Origin of the sequence: Cupriavidus sp. WS (assembly GCF_000395345.1) — a bacterium.
Taxonomy (GTDB): Bacteria; Pseudomonadota; Gammaproteobacteria; order Burkholderiales; family Burkholderiaceae; genus Cupriavidus; species Cupriavidus basilensis_B.
Window position 1 is genome coordinate 40,013 of the sequence record NZ_AQPL01000126.1, and the last position, 16,853, is coordinate 56,865.

The following is a 16,853-nucleotide window of genomic DNA, read 5'->3' on the forward strand; positions in this document are numbered from 1 at the left end:
TTCGGGCAATGGCGGCGCGATGCCGCCAGCCTGCTTCTCCCTCGGAGGCAGGCGCGGGGGCGCCTCAGCCGCCCCGGGTATCGAACGACGCGCGCCAGTTCCGGGTGAATGCCGTGATCAGCTTGACGTGCTTGTCCAGCGCCGCCTCGATGCGCGCCGACGGGCCGGCGATGGCCACCGCGTAGTATTCCTTGCCGATGCGCATGGCGTCGGCGACGGCGCTCACGTCGTCGAAGTATTCGCCGGCGGTCATGTACCAGCCGCGCGCGCGGCTGGTTTCGAGATCCTTGAGCAGCGCCGCGCGCGAGGTGATCGATTTCTTGCCGCGCCGGGTGAAGGCGATGCCGTCGATCATCGCGTCGCGCTCGTCGTCGGGCATGGCGCCGAGCAGCGCCTTGCCGACCGCGCTGGCATAGAGCGGGCGCGTGTCGCCCACGCGCACGATGAAGCGGATGCTCTGCTCGCTCTCCAGCACTTCGACGTAGGAGGCGTTGTCGCCGGTCAGCTTGGCCAGCACCACCGTCTCCAGGCACTGGTCGCGCATCTCCGCCAGGCCCGGCACGATCCAGCCCGGCAGCGGGTCGAATTCCTCGATCGCGCGCACCAGGTGGCCGAGCAGGCGGGTCATGTAGTACCCGCCCTGGGTCTTGCTCTCCATCAGGTAGCCGCGCGACTCGAGCGTCTTGACCAGGCCGTGGCAGCTCGAAAGCGGCATGTCGGTAGCCTTGGCGATCGTCGACACCGACATCGGGCGGCGCTCGCGCGCGAAGATTTCGATGATGTCGAGGGTGCGGCCGGCTGCGGGTACGGTCATGGGCGTATATGGCGGAAATGGGATGGCGGAATGATAGCGCTTGTTAGCCCGTTGCCGGCCCGTTGCCGGCCCGCTGCCTTGACCTCAACCCGCGGCCTTGAGGTCGATGGTCGCCGCGGAGTTCTTCGGCAGGCGGAAGCGCTGCACCTTCTGCGTCGGCGTCTTGGGGATCTCGGCGACGAAGTCGAGATAGCGCGGCACCATGTGGCGCGGCAGCGCGCCGCGCAGGTGCGACAGCAGCTCGGCGGCATCGAAGCCGTCGCGGCGCACCACCACGAGCTTGACCTCTTCCTCGAGGATCTCGTCGGCCACGCCCACCGCCGCGCAGTCGGCGACGTGGGCGAACCTGAGCGCGGCGAGCTCGATCTCCACCGGCGAGATCATCTCGCCGCCGCGGCGGATCAGCTCCTTCTTGCGGCCTTCGAAATAGAGGAAGCCGTCGTCGTCGAAGCGGCCGAGGTCGCCGGTGTGGAACCACAGGTTGCCGAGCGCGGCGAGCGTTTCCTCGGGCTTGCGGAAATAGCCGGTGGTCATCACGAACGGCTCGCGCGGGCGTACCGCGATCTCGCCGGTGCGCCCCGGCGGCAGCACGCGGTCGTCGTCGCCGAGCACCGCCACGTCGAAGTCGTCGCGGGCGGCGCCCACGGAGCCGAAGCGATAGCGCCCGCCCGCGTTGATGGTGACGAGCCCGCCGGTCTCGGTCATGCCGTACAGCTCGTGCACCGTCACCGGTAGCAGGCCGTCGAGGCGTTCCCACACCGCGCGCGGCGCGCCGCCGCCCACGCACCAGCGCAGGCTGCTGCGCACCGGCTCGCTCCACTCCTTGGCCAGGATGCTGAGCACGGTGCCGACGTAGGTGAAGCCGGTGGCCTGGTACCGCGCGGCCTGCTGCAGAAACCGCGATGCCGAGAATTTCGCCACGATGGCGATGCTGCAGCCCACCGTCAGCGCGGACATGACCGAGTACATCTGCGGGTTGGCGTGGTGCAGCGGCAGGAAGGTGAGGATGCGGTCGTCCTGCGTGATGCCGATCGCCTGCGTGACCTTTTCGCCGGCGGCGAGGTACGAGCGGTTCGGGATCACCACGCCCTTGGGCTGGCCGGTGGTGCCGGAGGTATAGAGGATGGCGGCGGGCGCGGCGGCCGCCATGCCGGCGACGGGCGCCGGCGCGCAGGCATCGGTGGCGGCGAGGAACGCGGCCTCGTCGGCGAAGGCGAGCACGCCGACGGCGCAGTCGCGGGTGTCTTCCTCGAAGCGCGCGCGCTCGCCGGCCTCGCACAGCAGGAAGCGGGATTCGCTCTGCCGCACCACGTAGCGCAGCGGCTCGCCGAACATGTCGTGGCTGACCGGCACCGCCACGGCGCCGCGCGCGAGCAGCGCGAACCACGCGAACAGGAACAGCGGCCGGTTGCCGATCGCCAGCACCACGCGGTCGCCCGGCTGCACGCCGAGCTGGTCGAGCCAGGTGGCGCCGCGCCGCGCGACGCCGGCCACGGCGCCAAAGCTCCACTGCTGGTCTTCGAACAGCAGGAACGGGGTGTCGGGCCGCTCGTCGGCGAGGCGCATCAGGCGTGAAATCACATTCGTCTCCATGTCTTTATAAATTCAACAGGTTGAATAATTAATCAGCAGGTTGACATTGTAAGGTGTGGGATTAGAATTCGGAAGCGGTTTTGGCACGGGCGGCATGTCGCCGCCCGCACGCCGGCCACACGAAAACGACATAGGGGACAGTGGAATGGCAACGCGATGGAAACGTCGGCCCGAGGGCTCGACATGGGGGGATTTCGGCGAGGACGACCAACTGGGGCGGCTGAACCTGCTGACGCCGGCAAAGCTCAAGGCCGGCATCGGCGAGGTCACGGAGGGGCTGTCGTTCTGCCTGAGCCTGCCGCTCGATTTTCCCGGCGGCGCGGTGCTGAACCCGCGCCGCCATCCGCCGCGGCTGTCGCCGACGCTGCAGGACGGCTGCCCGTGCCTGAACTTTCCGCTGGCGCGCCTCGACGGGCGCAACACCGACGTGCTCAGCGACGACCAGGTCACGCTCGCGCTGCAGTACTCCACGCAGTGGGACTCGTTCGCCCACGTCGGCGCGTTCTTCGACGCGATGGGCAACGGCGTGAAGGAGAAGGTCTACTACAACGGCTATCGCGCCAACGAGCACGTGGTGGGCCCGCGCGACTACCGTCCCGACGGCGACGTGGACGTCGACGGCCCGTACGGCGCGCACGCGCTCGGCGTGGCCAACATGGCGCGCAAGGCGATCCAGGGCAGGGCGGTGCTGGTCGATCTCAAGAAGCACTTCGGCCTGGAGCGCCGCTACGTGGGCTACCAGGACCTGATGCGCGTGCTGGACGCCGACCGCATCACGGTCACGCCCGGCGACATGCTGGTGCTGCGCACCGGCTTCACCGAGGTGCTGGTCGGCATGAACCGCGAGCCGGACATCGAGGTGCTCGACCGCACCGCGAGCGTGCTCGACGGGCGCGACGACGCGCTGCTGCAATGGATCACGGACAGCGGCGTGGCCGCGATCTGCGCGGACAACTACGCGGTGGAGGGACTGCCCGCGCAGGAGAGCACGCTCGGGCAGCGGCCCGCGCTGCCGCTGCACCAGCATTGCCTGTTCAAGCTGGGCGTGCCGCTGGCCGAGCTGTGGTGGCTGGCCGATCTGGCGGACTGGCTGCAGGCGCGCGGGCGCTCGGCGTTCCTGCTGACCGCGCCGCCGCTGTACCTGCCGGGCGCGGTGGGCTCGCCGGTGACGCCGGTGGCGACCGTGTAGCGCGGCGCGCATCCCGCGCATCCCGCAGACACGCATTCCCATAACAACGACGGAGACAACAATGAACCAGCAAGCCTTGCGCGCGGGGCTGGCGGCGCTCGCCTGCGCGGCGGCGTCGCTATGGCCCGGCCTCGCGGGCGCCCAGCCGGGCGACTATCCCAACAAGCCGATCCGCATGATCGTGGGCTTCGCGCCCGGCGGCCCGACCGACATCGTCGCGCGCGTCATCGGGCAGGCGCTCGGCGACAAGCTCGGCCAGGCGATCGTGGTGGAGAACCGGCCCGGCGCCGGCGCCAACATTGCCGCCGAAACGGTCGCCAAGGCCGTGCCGGACGGCTACACGGTGCTCTACAACACCTCGTCGATCACCATTGCGCCGTGGGTCTACGCGCGCGTGGGGTACGACCCGGTGCGCGACCTCGCGCCGGTGGCGCTGACCGCCGAGATGCCGCTGGTGCTGATGGTGAATCCCAAGGTGCGGGTGAATTCGCTCAAGGAGCTGATGCAGCTGATCAAGAGCCAGCCGGACCATTTCAACTACGGCTCGTCGGGCACGGGCGCCATCGAGCACCTGTCGTCGGCGCAGCTCACGTCGATGTGGCAGCTGAAGGCCATCCACGTGCCCTACAAGGGCACGGCGCCGGCGCTGGTCGACCTGCTCGCGGGGCAGACGCAGTTCATGACGACCACGCTGAACACCGCCTTGCCCTACATCCGCGACGGCCGGCTCAAGGCGCTGGCGGTGACTTCGCGCGCCCGCGCGGCCACGCTGCCGGACGTGCCCACGGTGGCCGAGGCGCTGTCCACCGATTTTTCCTCGACCGCGTGGCAGGGCATCGTCGCCCCGGCCGGGACGCCCGCGCCGGTGATCGCCAGGCTCAACCAGGCGATCAACGCGGTGCTGGCCAGCGCGCCGGTGCGCAAGGTGCTGGCGGAGCAGGGCGTCGACGTGCTCGGCGGCACGGCGCAAGCCTATGGCGCGTTCATCCGCTCCGAGTACGCGCGCTGGCAGGGCGTGGTGAAGGCGTCGGGCGCGAAGATCGAGTAGCGCAAAAACAAAGCGGGCATCCGGGAGCGACCCGGATGCCCGCTGCGCGCATCGCGCCGGACGCTTACATGCCCACGTAGTTGGGGCCGCCGCCGCCTTCCGGCGTCACCCACACGATGTTCTGCGTGGGGTCCTTGATGTCGCAGGTCTTGCAGTGCACGCAGTTCTGCGCGTTGATCTGCAGGCGTTCCTTGCCGTCGTCGTTCTTGACGAACTCGTACACGCCGGCCGGGCAGTAGCGGCTTTCGGGGCCGGCGTACTTGTCCCAGTTGACGCTGACCGGCACGCTGGCGTCCTTGAGCGTCAGGTGGGCCGGCTGATTTTCCTCGTGGTTGGTGTTGCTGATGAACACCGAGGACAGGCGGTCGAAGGTCAGCTTGCCGTCCGGCTTGGGATAGGCGATCTGCTGGCACTCGGCGGCCGGCTTGAGGTAGACGTGGTCCGGCTTGGTGCGGTGGATGGTCCACGGCGGGTTGCGGATGCCAAGCTTGGGCAGCAGCCATTGCTCGATGCCGGTCATCAGTGTGGCAACGGTACGGCCTTTCTTGAACCACTGCTTGAAGTTCTTCGATTGCAGCAGTTCCTTGTGCAGCCAGCTGTTTTCGAATGCGACCGGGTAAGCGGTCAGTTCATCGCCTTGGCGTCCCGCTTGCAGCGCGTCGTAGGCCGCTTCGGCGGCCAGCATGCCGGTCTTGATGGCGGCGTGGCTGCCCTTGATGCGCGAGCAATTCAGATAGCCGGCGTCGCAGCCGACCAGCGCGCCGCCCGGGAACACGGTCTTGGGCAGCGACAGCAGGCCGCCGGCGGTGATCGCGCGCGCGCCGTAGCCGATGCGCTTGCCGCCTTCGAAATACTTGCGGATTTCCGGATGCGTCTTGAAGCGCTGGAACTCCTCGAACGGCGACAGCCAAGGGTTGGCGTAATCCAGGCCCACTACGTAGCCGATGGCTACTTTGTTGTCTTCCATGTGGTAAAGGAAGGCGCCACCGTAGGTATCGGGGTCCAGCGGCCAGCCGGCCGCATGGACGACCAGGCCGGGCTGATGCTTGGCCGGGTCGATTTCCCACAGTTCCTTGAGGCCGATACCGTAGCTTTGCGGATCCTTGCCGTCGTCGAGCTTGTACCTGGCGATCAACTGCTTGCCCAGGTGCCCGCGCGATCCCTCTGCGAAGATGGTGTACTTGGCGTGCAGCTCCATGCCGAGCTGGAAGTTGTCGGTGGGCTCGCCTTCCTTGTCGATGCCCATGTTGCCGGTGGCCACGCCCTTGACCGAGCCGTCCTCGTTATAGAGCACCTCGGCGGCCGGGAAGCCGGGGAAGATCTCGACGCCGAGCGCCTCGGCCTGCTGGCCGAGCCAGCGCACGAAGTTCGACAGGCTGAGAATGTAGCAGCCGTGGTTGAGGAAGCATTCCGGCAACAGCGGGGCGCCCTTGGCGCCGGTTTCGTCGAGGAACAGGAACTTGTCCTCGGTCACGGGCTGGTTCAGCGGCGCGCCCAGCGCCTTCCAGTCGGGGAACAGTTCGTCGAGCGCGCGCGGGTCCATGATGGCGCCGGACAGGATATGCGCGCCGGGCTCGGAGCCTTTTTCCAGCACGCAGACGTTGACGTCGTTGCCTTTCTCCTGGGCGAGCTGCTTCAGGCGGATGGCGGTTGCCAGGCCGGCGGGGCCGCCGCCGACGATGACAACGTCGTATTCCATGGCCTCGCGGGGACCGAACTGCTCCAGGAGCTGCTGCTGATTCATTGTCTCTAACCCTCTATTCTTGGCAACTTGCGCGCAATTGTGGGAAATGCGTGGTTCTGTGATTCGGGGAATGCCTCGGGTCGGGCCGGGCAAGCCGCGCACGAAGCGGCGGCAAAGCGGCAGGAAGGCGACAGGGAAAGCGGACGGACGCGGCGGCGCGCGCACGAGATGGCGGCGGCCTGCGTGTTTTTCCTCTTTCCCTTTGTGGCCCGAGTTCTTAGAATCTCCGGCATTGTCCGGGACTCGCCATGGTCAGGCAAGACATTTTTTGGAACGACCGTTCTTTTTTTTGATATGCTGCCTTCCGTTTTGGCCGGGCAGTTTTCGCTAGGAGCGCCCGCCGGCGCGGACCATGGCAGACGGCGGACGGGGCTCCGAATACAGAGGGCATTATGGGTTTGTCGATCAATCTGGAAGGCAAGGTCGCGCTGGTGACGGGCGCGTCGAGCGGCCTGGGCACGCGCTTTGCCCACGTCCTGGCGGCCGCTGGCGCCAAGGTGATACTGGCGTCGCGGCGCACCGAGCGGCTCAAGGAGCTGCGCGCCGCGATCGAGGCCGACGGCGGCAGCGCCCACGTGGTGCGGCTCGACGTGACCGATCCCGCCAGCATCCGCGCCGCGGTGGCGCATGCCGAGACCGAGGCCGGCGCGATCGATATCCTGGTCAACAACTCGGGCGTGTCCACCACGCAGAAGCTGACCGAGGTGGCGCCCGAGGATTTCGATTTCGTCTTCGACACCAACACGCGCGGCGCGTTTTTCGTGGCGCAGGAAGTGGCCAAGCGCATGATCGCGCGCGCCAAGGGCTCGGAGAAGAACGGCAATCCGCTGCCGCAGTCGCGCATCGTCAACATCGCCTCGGTGGCGGGGCTCAAGGTGCTGTCGCAGATCGGCGTGTACTGCATGAGCAAGGCCGCGGTGGTGCACATGACCAAGGCGATGGCGCTCGAATGGGCGCGCCACGGCATCAACGTCAACGCGATCTGCCCGGGCTACATCGACACCGACATCAACCACCATCACTGGGATACCGATGCCGGCCAGAAGCTGATCCAGATGCTGCCGCGCAAGCGCGTGGGCAAGCCCGAGGATCTCGACGGCCTGCTGCTGCTGCTGGCGTCCGACCAGTCGCAGTTCATCAACGGCGCGGTGATCACCGCCGACGACGGCATGGTGTGAGCGGGCGCGGGCGGCATCGGTCCGCCCGCAACCGGCGATGCCGGCCCCGCGCCGCGCCACAAGCGCGGGCGGGGCGCGCGTTTCCTCCGGCCCAGGGCTGATCCGGTCCCCTTGGGCGTGAAGCGCGCGGGGTCTGGCTGCCCGCCCGGCACCGCAGGCAGGCGTAGGGCAGGCGTAAAAATTTCCCCGCCGTGCGCAGACTTGGCATAATCCGCCATGTCTTGAGATTAAGTCTTTACATAATTCAAAGAAAATCCGCGAGCGGCCGGCGTGCCGGGCGGACCGGACCGGAGGCCGGGGAGATGCAAGCAGACCAGGAGGGGCGGCGCGATGCCGGCCCGCAACACGCCGCGGCCGTGCCCGGCGAGGCTGGCGCCAGCCAGCTTGTGGAGAACGTGGACAGCGCGGACGGCGGTTTCAGGGTGTCGCCGCGCATCGAGGACTGGGTTGGCGTGATCGTGATGGTGCTGCTGGTGTGCATCACCTTCGCCAACGTCGTGGTCCGTTATTTCACCGACGAATCGTTCGCCTGGACCGAGGAATTCTCGGTCTTCCTGATGATCGTGCTGGCGCTGGTGGCCGGCAGCGCGGCGGTGGCGCGCGACCGCAACATCCGCATCGAGTTCTTCTTCGAGCGCGGCAGCGAGGCCCGGCAGCGGCGCCTGGCGGTGTTCTCGGCGCTGATGGTGGCGGCGATGTTCATCGCGCTGGCGGTGCTGGGCGCGCGCGTGGCGTGGGACGAATACACGTTCGGCGAGACCTCGCCCGGCATCGGCATCCCGAGCTGGTGGTATTCGGTGTGGCTGCCGGTGCTGTCGGCGGGCATCGCGCTGCGCGCCTTCGGGCTGGTGGCGCGCAACCTGCGCGCGCTCAAGGCGCTGCATGCCGGGCGCACGGGCGCGGCGAAGACGGAGGCCGCGCCATGACGCTGGTCGCCATTACCCTGTTCGTGGTGTTCCTCGGGCTGATGATGCTCGGCGTGCCGATCGGCGTGTCGCTGGGCCTGGGCGGCCTGGTGGCGATCGGCCTGTCCAACCTCGACACGCAGATGTTCGGCCTGCTGGCCGTGCCGCAGAACTTCTACGCCGGCCTGGCCAAGTACCCGCTGCTGGCGATCCCGATGTTCGTGCTGGTCGGCTCGATCTTCGACCGCTCCGGCGTGGCGCAGCGGCTGGTCACGTTCGCCATCGCCATCGTCGGGCGCGGGCCCGGCATGCTGCCGCTGGTGGCCATCCTGGTGGCGATGTTCCTGGGCGGCATCTCCGGCTCCGGCCCGGCCAACGCGGCCGCGGTGGGCGGCGTGATGATCGCGGCGATGTCGCGCGCGGGCTATCCGGGCGCGTACAGCGCCGCGGTGGTCGGCGCGGCGGCGGCCACGGACATCCTGATCCCGCCTTCGGTGGCGTTCATCATCTACAGCGTGCTGGTGCCCGGCGCGTCGGTGCCGGCGCTGTTCGCCGCCGGCATGATTCCCGGCATCCTGGCCGGCGTGGCGCTGATCGTGCCGGCGGTGTGGCTGGCGCGCAAGCACAACATGGGCGCCATCGAGGCCGCGCTGCCGCGCCCGCCGTTCTGGAAGAGCCTGCGCGAGGCGGCCTGGGGGCTGGTGGCGCCGTTCCTGATCCTGGGCGGCATGCGCGCGGGCTGGTTCACGCCGACCGAGGCCGCCGTGGTGGCGGTGGTGTACGGCCTGTTCGTCGGCATGGTGATCTACCGCAGCATCGGCATGCGCGACCTGTTCGTGATCTTCCAGGAAGCGGCGGAGACTTCCGCGGTGATCCTGCTGGTGGTGGCGCTGGCCGGCATCTTCGCCTACGCGCTGTCCACGCTCGGCGTGATCGACCCGCTGGCCAACGCGATCGCGCATTCGGGCCTGGGCGAGTACGGCGTGCTGGCGTTGATCGTGGCGCTGCTGATGACGGTGGGCATGTTCCTCGACGGCATCTCGATCTTCCTGATCTTCGTGCCGCTGCTGCTGCCGATCGCCAACGCGTTCCACTGGAACCCGGTGTGGTTCGGCGTGGTGCTCACGCTCAAGGTGGCGCTGGGGCAGTTCACGCCGCCGCTGGCGGTGAACCTGATGGTGTCGTGCCGGATCGCGCGCGTGCGCATGGAAGAGACCGTGCCGTGGGTGGTCTGGATGCTGCTGGCGATGTTCGTCGCCATGCTGATGGTGCTGGCCTACCCGCCGCTGGCGACGTGGCTGCCGGACCGGCTCGGCTACTGATCCGAACCAGGCTGAACCGGGCTGGACCGGCCCGGGCAGGAAGCCGGCGGGAGAGGGCGATGCTGTCCCTGTGCCGCCGGCAACAGAACAACACACAACACATCCCGAGAGGAGAGAACCGATGAAACGTCGTGCCCTGATGCTGTCGCTGGCTGCCACCATCGCCGCCGCCGCCCTCGCGCCGGCCGGCGCCCAGGCGCAGAGCTACAAGTCCGAATACAAGATGTCGCTGGTGCTCGGCCCCGCGTTCCCGTGGGGCAAGGGCGGCGAGATCTGGGCCGACCTGGTGAAGCAGCGCACCAGTGGCCGCATCAACATCAAGCTGTATCCGGGCACCTCGCTGGTGGCCGGCGACCAGACCCGCGAGTTCTCGGCGATCCGCCAGGGCGTGATCGACATGGCGGTGGGCTCGACCATCAACTGGTCGCCGCAGGTCAAGGAGCTGAACCTGTTCTCGCTGCCGTTCCTGATGCCCGACTACAAGGCGCTGGACGCGCTCACCCAGGGCGAGGTCGGCAAGTCGATCTTCGCCACGCTGGACAAGTCCGGCGTGGTGCCGCTGGCGTGGGGCGAGAACGGTTTCCGCGAGGTCTCCAATTCCAAGCACGAGATCCGCAAGCCGGAAGACCTCAAGGGCCTGAAGCTGCGCGTGGTGGGCTCGCCGCTGTACATCGAGACCTTCAACGCGCTGGGCGCCAACCCCACGCAGATGAGCTGGGCCGACGCGCAGCCGGCGATGGCCTCGGGCGCGGTGGACGGCCAGGAGAACCCGCAGTCGGTGTTCGCCGCCGCCAAGCTGTACACCGTGGGCCAGAAGTTCGTCACCGCCTGGGGCTACGTCGCCGATCCGCTGATCTTCGTGGTCAACAAGCAGATCTGGGAAAGCTGGACCCCGGCCGACCGCGAGATCGTGCGCCAGGCCGCCATCGACGCCGGCAAGCAGGAAACCGCGCTGGCCCGCAAGGGGCTGGTCGAGGCCGGCGCGCCGGCCTGGAAGGAGATGGAGGCCCACGGCGTGAAGGTGACGCAACTGACGCCGGCCGAGCACGACGCCTTCCGCAAGGCCACCGCCAAGGTCTACGACAAGTGGAAGAAGCAGATCGGCGCCGATCTCGTGACCAAGGCCGAGGCGTCGATCGCCAAGCGCTGAATCGACGGGCGCCGGAGGGGGACGCGCCGCCGCGGCGGCGCGGTTTACTCTCCTTTTGTTGCATGATTGATACCGCAACTGCTATCAAGGGTGACAAAACGCGACCGTTAATAGGCATGCCAGGGCATGCTTGTTACAATCCGCCGTTGGCCGTGTGCGCGTGGCGCATCATTGCGGCCGCGGCGGCGCCCCGCAGACTTGAGACGCCGCCGTGGCCATGCCGTCGTGGCTTGCCGATAACCCGAATCCTCGCTCTGTCCCTGCCGGAACGCTATGCTGAACAATTCCCGCCGCGCCCCTTTGCTTGCCTGCCTGATCGGCCTGACGTCGTCGCTGTGCGCCGTTGGCGCGCTGGCTGCCGCCGATCCGGTGCCGGTGGCGGCAGCGCCGGCGCCGCTGAGCGCGGCCCCGGCCGGCAGCCCGCAGGCGTCGCCCGCCTCGCTGGGGCTGGTGGCCGAACTGCAGCAGCGCCTGCGCGACCGGACCGTGCGCGAGCTGCGCACGAGCTACAACGGCGACTACGGCACCACGCTGATGCTGGCCGACGACCAGGTGGTCTGCTACGTGGCGCTGTTCTACCAGAAGAACCTGTGGCGCGTGTTCCGCTTCGAGTCGATCGTCCCGGCCGAGCAGGCTTACCGCCAGGTCACGCGGCAGAGCGCCGTCTGGGCCGGCGACGACATCCGGCGCCAGGTGCTGGCGTCGCAGAAACGCGCGTATGACAAGGCGCTGCAGGACACCGAGGCGCGCGCCAACGCGCTCAACGAAGACCTGCGCGTGATGCAGGCCCAGCGCCAGCGCATCGCCGAGGAACAGCAGTCCGCGCATGCCGAGGTGCAGAGCGCCGAGGTCGAAAGCCGCGCCTCGCGCATCCGCCTGGACCAGCTGCAGCAGCAGATCCGCCGCATGGAGTCCTCGCTGGCCGATTCCGGCCTCGCCACGCCCGCGCAGGGCAGCCGTCCGCGCCGCTGAGCGGCTGAGCGGCTGGCCATCGGCGGCTCCGGCATGATCCGGGCCGTCCCCGCATGCACCGGCGCCGCTGGCGCCGCGAGTGCCGCGAGTGCCTTTCCCGCCCGATCCTGCCCGGCACCGTGTTCCGTTTGCCCCGGCCGCGCGTGCCGGCGGCATTTGCCGATTTTTCCCACGCCAGAATCCGTTCCGTCCGAGTCGCAGGCCGCCGCCGCGCGCCTATGATCCTGCGCTGACCGATGGCGCCCGGACGGGCCGGCGCCGCCGCGTCCATTGCGCCTCGGGGGTGAGCCGTGTCCAGATCCGTTTCCAGTCCCAATCCCAATCCCAATTCCGGTTCCCGCCGCCGTGGCGGCGGCGGTGCCGGTCCGGTCGATGTCGCCACGGGCCTGCCGCCGCTGCCGGCCGACGCGGCCGTGCCGCCGCCGTGGGGCACGAGCTTCGACGTGCGCGAATCGCTCGACGCGATGCGCGCCGCCGCGGTCAAGCGCCATCTCGCCACCATCGGCCCCGGCCAGGCGCGCTCGCTGCGCCGGGCGCGGCAGCGCAGCCTCGTGACCGGGCTGCTGGGCGGCGGTGTGGCGATGCTGGCGCTCTGGCTCGCCAGCATCGCCCTGCGCGGCAACGGGCCGCCGGCGGCCACCGTGGCGCGCGCGCCGGCCATGCCGGTGACGGCCGTGGCCGAGCAAGCCGCGCCGCCGGCCGCCCCGGCGGTCCATCCTGCCGAGGCGGCCCGGAGCGAGCCGGCCGCGGTGCCGCAGAGCATGCCCGCCGCGGTCGCGGCGGCGTCTCCGGCGGTTCCCGCGTTTGCCGACGCCTCGCCGCGGCCCGCGGCGGCTGGCGTCGAAAAACCTGCCGTGGCCGCTGCCCGCCCGGTGCGGCTGGCGCCGCCGCGGCTGATCGCCAGCCGCGGCGACTTCCGGCCGGCCGGGAATGTGGCCGAGGACGCCGGCGACGAAGCGCCCGAGGACGGCGCCTTCGACGGCTGGCCGCGTCCCAGCGCGGCGGCCTACCTGCCGCCCGACACGCCGTTCGAACTGCCCACGCATACGCGCCTGAGCGACGGCTGAGGCCGGAGAGCGGCGGAGAGAGGCGGGAAGCGGCGGGCGGGTGGATGGAACGAGCGCGCGGCGAATGATAGGCTAGCGCCCATGAAACCCGTATTCACTCTGCGCATGCCCATCCGGTGGGGCGACATGGACGCGATGGGCCATGTCAACAACACGGTCTATTTCCGCTACCTGGAGCAGGCGCGCATCGCCTGGTTCGAGTCGCTCGGGCACGGCGGCAAGGACGCCGCCGGCCACGGCCCGGTCATCATCAACGCGCACATGACCTTCATCCGGCAGTTGCGCTATCCCGGCGACATCGAATGCCGCATGTCCGCCGGCGGGCTGGGCCGCACCAGCTTCGAGACCCGCCTGGAGATCCGCCGCACCGACCAGCCCGAGGTGGTCTACGCCGAGGGTGGCGCCAAGGTGGTGTGGTGCGACTACGAGGCGGAGAAATCGGTGCCGGTGCCGGACGCGATCCGCGCGCTGATCGGGTAGACGCCGGCGGCGGCCGCGCCGCTCAGTGATTGACCAGGCGCTGCACCAGGTCCACCGCGGTGTGGGCGCCGTATTTCTTCATCAGCCGCGCGCGGTAGATGTCCACCGTGCGCGGGCTGATCGACAGCAGCTTGCCGATCTGCTTGCTGGTCCTGCCTTCCACCAGCTGCGCGGCGATGTCGCGCTCGCGCGCGGTCAGCTCGGCCGTGACCGGGCGCTTCTGCGACAAATCCTCGAAGGTCCAGATGCCCGCGCCGAGCGGCTGCGAGCGGTCCAGCGAGCGTCCCGTGACATGGCACCAGAACAGTTCGCCGCCGGCGCGCTTCATGATGCGCTCGTCCGAATAGGTCCCCCTGGCATTCATGATCGGCACGATGCGCGCGCCGGTGCGCTCGAACTCGTCGGCGGTGGGGTAGAGTACCTGGAACGATTCGCCGAGCAGCGCCTGCCGCGTGGTGCCGAAGATGCGGCACACCTCGTCGTTGCAGTCCTCGATCATGCGCTCGCGCGACAGCACGAGGCCGACCGGAGCAAGCTGGAAGGCGGTCTGGTAGTCGATGGCGGGCATTGGCTTATGTAGTTTTACGTATTGGCGCGGCATACCGCACATGCGTATGCTGTCGGACGTTCGGCAGCGGGGCGATGTCCGCCCGATTGTACCGTTACAATTTCACTGCGTGGCTCGCCGGCGGCACACCGCACGGCGCGTACAGCGACAGGAAAATCACCGAGGCAAGGAGATAAAGATGAACAAGGTCTACGCCAGCGCCGCGGAGGCGCTCGCGGGCGTCGTCCGCGACGGCCAGACGATCGCGGTCGGCGGATTCGGTCTGTGCGGCATTCCCGAGGCACTGATCGCGGCGCTGCGCGACAGCGGCGCCAAGCAGCTTACCTGCATCTCCAACAATGCCGGCGTCGACGGCTTCGGCCTCGGCCTGCTGCTGGCCACGCGCCAGATCAGCAAGATGATCTCGTCCTACGTGGGCGAGAACAAGGAGTTCGAGCGCCAGTACCTGGCCGGCGAGCTGGAGCTGGAATTCACGCCGCAGGGCACGCTGGCCGAGAAGCTGCGCGCCGGCGGCTCGGGCATCCCGGCTTTCTTCACCAAGACCGGCGTGGGCACCATCGTCGCCGAGGGCAAGGAAATCCGCGAGTTCGACGGCCACCAGTACGTGATGGAACGCGCGCTGACCGCCGACGTGGCGCTGGTCAAGGCCTACAAGGCCGACCGCGCGGGCAACCTGGTGTTCCGCCGCACCGCGCGCAACTTCAACCCGGTGTGCGCGATGGCGGGCAAGATCACGGTGGTGGAGGTCGAGCACCTGGTCGATACCGGCACGCTGGACCCGGACGAGATCCATACGCCGGGCATCTTCGTGCAGCGCATCGTGGTGAACGCCACTCCCGAGAAACGCATCGAGCAGCGCACCGTGCGGGTTTCAGAAAATCAGGCCAGCTAAGGAGCGACATCATGGCATGGACACGTGAGGAAATGGCGGCGCGCGCCGCGACCGAGCTGCAGGACGGCTTCTACGTCAACCTGGGCATCGGCCTGCCGACCCTGGTGGCCAACCACGTCCCGGCGGGCATGGAAGTGTGGCTGCAATCCGAGAACGGCCTGCTCGGCATCGGCCCGTTCCCGACCGAGGACGAAATCGACCCCGACATGATCAACGCCGGCAAGCAGACCGTGACCACGCTGCCGGGCTCGTCGATCTTCTCGTCGGCGGACTCGTTCGCGATGATCCGCGGCGGCCACATCAACCTGGCCATCCTGGGCGCGATGCAGGTCAGCGAGCGCGGCGACCTGGCCAACTGGATGATCCCCGGCAAGATGGTCAAGGGCATGGGCGGCGCGATGGACCTCGTCGCCGGCGTCGGCCGCGTGGTGGTGCTGATGGAACACACCGCCAAGAAGAAGGACGGCAGCGAGGACATCAAGATCCTCAAGGCCTGCAACCTGCCGCTGACCGGCGTGGGCGTGGTCAACCGCATCATCACCGACCTCGGCGTGCTCGACGTGACCGAGGCCGGCCTCAAGCTGGTCGAGACCGCGCCCGGCGTGAGCCGCGAAGAGGTCCAGAGCAAGACCGGCGCGCCGCTGCTGTGACCGCCTGACCGCCTGAACGCCCGGACTGCGGGCGGCGGCAATGCCGCCGGTCGTCTCTCCTCTTCGACGCGGGAGAGGGCCGGGGGAGATCGGCAGCCGTCGCCGTTCCAGGATCGCCCGCTACCCGAAATGGCCGCATCGCGGCCATTTCCGCTTCATGCGCCGCGCTTGTTGTAGCTGGCGAAGACCGAGGCCGCGCCGTCCCGGCGGATCAGGAAGACGTCGAACGGGTCCTTGCGCGAACCCTGCTCCATGCCCGGCGAGCCGACCGTCATGCCCGGCACCGCCAGCCCCGCGGCGGCGGGCCTGGTGGCAACCAGCCGCCTGATGTCGGCGGCCGGCACGTGTCCCTCGATGCCGTAGCCCGCGATCATGCCGGTGTGGCAGGAGCCGAAGCGCTCCGGAATGCCGGCACGCGCCCGGTACGGCCCCGTATCGTCCACATTGCGCACCGTCACGGCGAAGCCGTTGGCGCGCAGGTGCTCGACCCAGCCTTCGCAGCAGCCGCAGGTCGGCGTCTTGAAGACTTCGATGGCCGCCGCCGGCGCGGCCTGGGCGCGCCCGAGCGCGAGCGCGGCGGCGGCGCCGGCCGCCAGGGTCTGGATGAAGATGCGTCTTTGCATGACCGGTTCCTTGCGTTCGGGTCTTCGTGGCGCGGCCGCCTGTGCCCGCGCGGGTTTGCGCGATCGCGCGCCTGGCGGCGCGTGCGTGGCGGGTGCGCGGCGCGCGTATGGCGCGCATATGGCGCGCGTGTGGCGATGGCGGCCGGATGCTGTGGCATTGTAACTGCTGCGGCGTACAATCCAGCTTTGCCCAGCCGCGTGCCGCCCAGCCGGCGGCGCCGCTTCGATAACGCTTTGCCAGGGAGTTCAGATGTCAGTCAGTCCGCGCCTCGGCTTCGTCCAGTGCATCAGCCCGGCGGGGCTCCACCGCATGGCGTATCACGAGTGGGGCGACCCCGCCAATCCCCGTGTCCTGATGTGCGTGCATGGCCTGACGCGCACCGGCCGCGATTTCGATACCGTGGCGGCCGCGCTGTGCGGCGAGTACCGCGTGGTCTGCCCCGACGTGGTCGGGCGCGGCCGCTCGGACTGGCTGGCCGACCCGCGCCGCTACGTCGTGCCGCAGTACGTGTCCGACATGGTCACGCTGATCGCGCGGCTCAACGTCGAGCAGGTCGACTGGTTCGGCACCTCGATGGGCGGCCTGATCGGCATGGGCCTGGCCGGCCTGCCCAAGGCGCCGGTGCGCAAGCTGCTGCTCAACGACGTGGGCCCGCGC

17 protein-coding genes are annotated in these 16,853 nt (G+C 69.0%); 12 read left to right on the plus strand and 5 right to left on the minus strand.

All coding sequences use genetic code 11. The annotated features are described in order from the left end of the window. Nucleotides 1-64: 64 nt before the first annotated feature. Complete coding sequence (locus tag K206_RS38050; RefSeq protein WP_020202590.1) at nt 65-814, minus strand: IclR family transcriptional regulator; 750 nt, start codon at nt 812-814, stop codon at nt 65-67. Between the two features lie 84 nt (nt 815-898). Further along, nucleotides 899-2,395, minus strand: coding sequence for a class I adenylate-forming enzyme family protein (locus K206_RS38055; RefSeq protein WP_156173896.1), 1,497 nt, complete (start codon nt 2,393-2,395; stop codon nt 899-901). 157 nt (nt 2,396-2,552) lie between these two features. Here K206_RS38055 and K206_RS0111650 point away from each other — a divergent pair, with 157 nt between their 5' ends. Next, nucleotides 2,553-3,596 carry a cyclase family protein gene (locus K206_RS0111650; protein WP_020202592.1) on the plus strand — a complete coding sequence of 348 codons (1,044 nt, stop codon included), beginning with the start codon at nt 2,553-2,555 and terminating at the stop codon, nt 3,594-3,596. A 61-nt stretch (nt 3,597-3,657) separates the two neighbouring features. Then, nucleotides 3,658-4,644: a tripartite tricarboxylate transporter substrate binding protein gene (locus K206_RS0111655; RefSeq protein WP_020202593.1), complete on the plus strand. Its 987-nt coding sequence runs from the start codon at nt 3,658-3,660 to the stop codon at nt 4,642-4,644. Nucleotides 4,645-4,708: 64 nt separating this feature from the next. On the opposite strand, the gene K206_RS0111660 is transcribed toward K206_RS0111655, so the two are convergent. Beyond that, the gene (locus K206_RS0111660) at nt 4,709-6,388 is read right to left on the minus strand and encodes an electron transfer flavoprotein-ubiquinone oxidoreductase (protein ID WP_020202594.1); all 1,680 of its coding nucleotides are present in this window, start codon (nt 6,386-6,388) and stop codon (nt 4,709-4,711) included. A gap of 392 nt (nt 6,389-6,780) precedes the next feature. Between K206_RS0111660 and K206_RS0111665 the strand changes: the two genes are divergently transcribed. The 7 genes from K206_RS0111665 to K206_RS0111695 all read left to right on the plus strand — a co-directional run bounded on the left by K206_RS0111665 (nt 6,781) and on the right by K206_RS0111695 (nt 13,462). Then, entirely contained in the window at nt 6,781-7,566 is a 786-nt protein-coding gene (locus tag K206_RS0111665; RefSeq protein ID WP_029043511.1) for an SDR family oxidoreductase, read from the plus strand. A gap of 302 nt (nt 7,567-7,868) precedes the next feature. Continuing rightward, nucleotides 7,869-8,492: a TRAP transporter small permease gene (locus tag K206_RS0111670; RefSeq protein ID WP_020202596.1), complete on the plus strand. Its 624-nt coding sequence runs from the start codon at nt 7,869-7,871 to the stop codon at nt 8,490-8,492. Continuing rightward, nucleotides 8,489-9,793, plus strand: coding sequence for a TRAP transporter large permease (locus K206_RS0111675; RefSeq protein WP_020202597.1), 1,305 nt, complete (start codon nt 8,489-8,491; stop codon nt 9,791-9,793). The genes K206_RS0111670 and K206_RS0111675 overlap by 4 nt, the downstream gene beginning before the upstream one ends. A gap of 121 nt (nt 9,794-9,914) precedes the next feature. Beyond that, a complete protein-coding gene (locus K206_RS0111680) occupies nt 9,915-10,943 on the plus strand; it encodes a DctP family TRAP transporter solute-binding subunit (protein ID WP_029043513.1) in 1,029 nt (342 codons plus the stop codon). Between the two features lie 273 nt (nt 10,944-11,216). Next, on the plus strand, nt 11,217-11,915 hold the full coding sequence (locus K206_RS0111685; protein ID WP_020202599.1) for a DUF2968 domain-containing protein: 699 nt from the start codon (nt 11,217-11,219) through the stop codon (nt 11,913-11,915). 290 nt (nt 11,916-12,205) lie between these two features. Next, entirely contained in the window at nt 12,206-12,982 is a 777-nt protein-coding gene (locus K206_RS0111690) for a hypothetical protein (RefSeq protein WP_029043514.1), read from the plus strand. Between the two features lie 81 nt (nt 12,983-13,063). Beyond that, on the plus strand, nt 13,064-13,462 hold the full coding sequence (locus K206_RS0111695; RefSeq protein ID WP_029043515.1) for a thioesterase family protein: 399 nt from the start codon (nt 13,064-13,066) through the stop codon (nt 13,460-13,462). A gap of 22 nt (nt 13,463-13,484) precedes the next feature. Here K206_RS0111695 and K206_RS0111700 read toward each other — a convergent pair whose 3' ends face one another. Next, entirely contained in the window at nt 13,485-14,030 is a 546-nt protein-coding gene (locus tag K206_RS0111700; RefSeq protein ID WP_020202601.1) for a PAS and helix-turn-helix domain-containing protein, read from the minus strand. A gap of 178 nt (nt 14,031-14,208) precedes the next feature. On the opposite strand from K206_RS0111700, the gene K206_RS0111705 reads away from it, so the two are divergent. Together K206_RS0111705 and K206_RS38060 are read left to right on the plus strand one after the other, a co-directional pair. After that, nucleotides 14,209-14,922 (plus strand): CoA transferase subunit A, encoded by a 714-nt coding sequence (locus tag K206_RS0111705; protein ID WP_020202602.1) that lies wholly within the window; start codon nt 14,209-14,211, stop codon nt 14,920-14,922. An 11-nt stretch (nt 14,923-14,933) separates the two neighbouring features. Further along, nucleotides 14,934-15,572, plus strand: a complete 639-nt coding sequence (locus tag K206_RS38060) for a CoA transferase subunit B (protein WP_043366320.1) — start codon at nt 14,934-14,936, stop codon at nt 15,570-15,572. 155 nt (nt 15,573-15,727) lie between these two features. On the opposite strand, the gene K206_RS0111715 is transcribed toward K206_RS38060, so the two are convergent. Further along, on the minus strand, nt 15,728-16,195 hold the full coding sequence (locus K206_RS0111715) for a DUF411 domain-containing protein (protein ID WP_020202604.1): 468 nt from the start codon (nt 16,193-16,195) through the stop codon (nt 15,728-15,730). 250 nt (nt 16,196-16,445) lie between these two features. On the opposite strand from K206_RS0111715, the gene K206_RS0111720 reads away from it, so the two are divergent. Further along, on the plus strand, nt 16,446-16,853 hold a 408-nt coding region (locus tag K206_RS0111720; RefSeq protein ID WP_043366344.1), incomplete at its 3' end, for an alpha/beta fold hydrolase.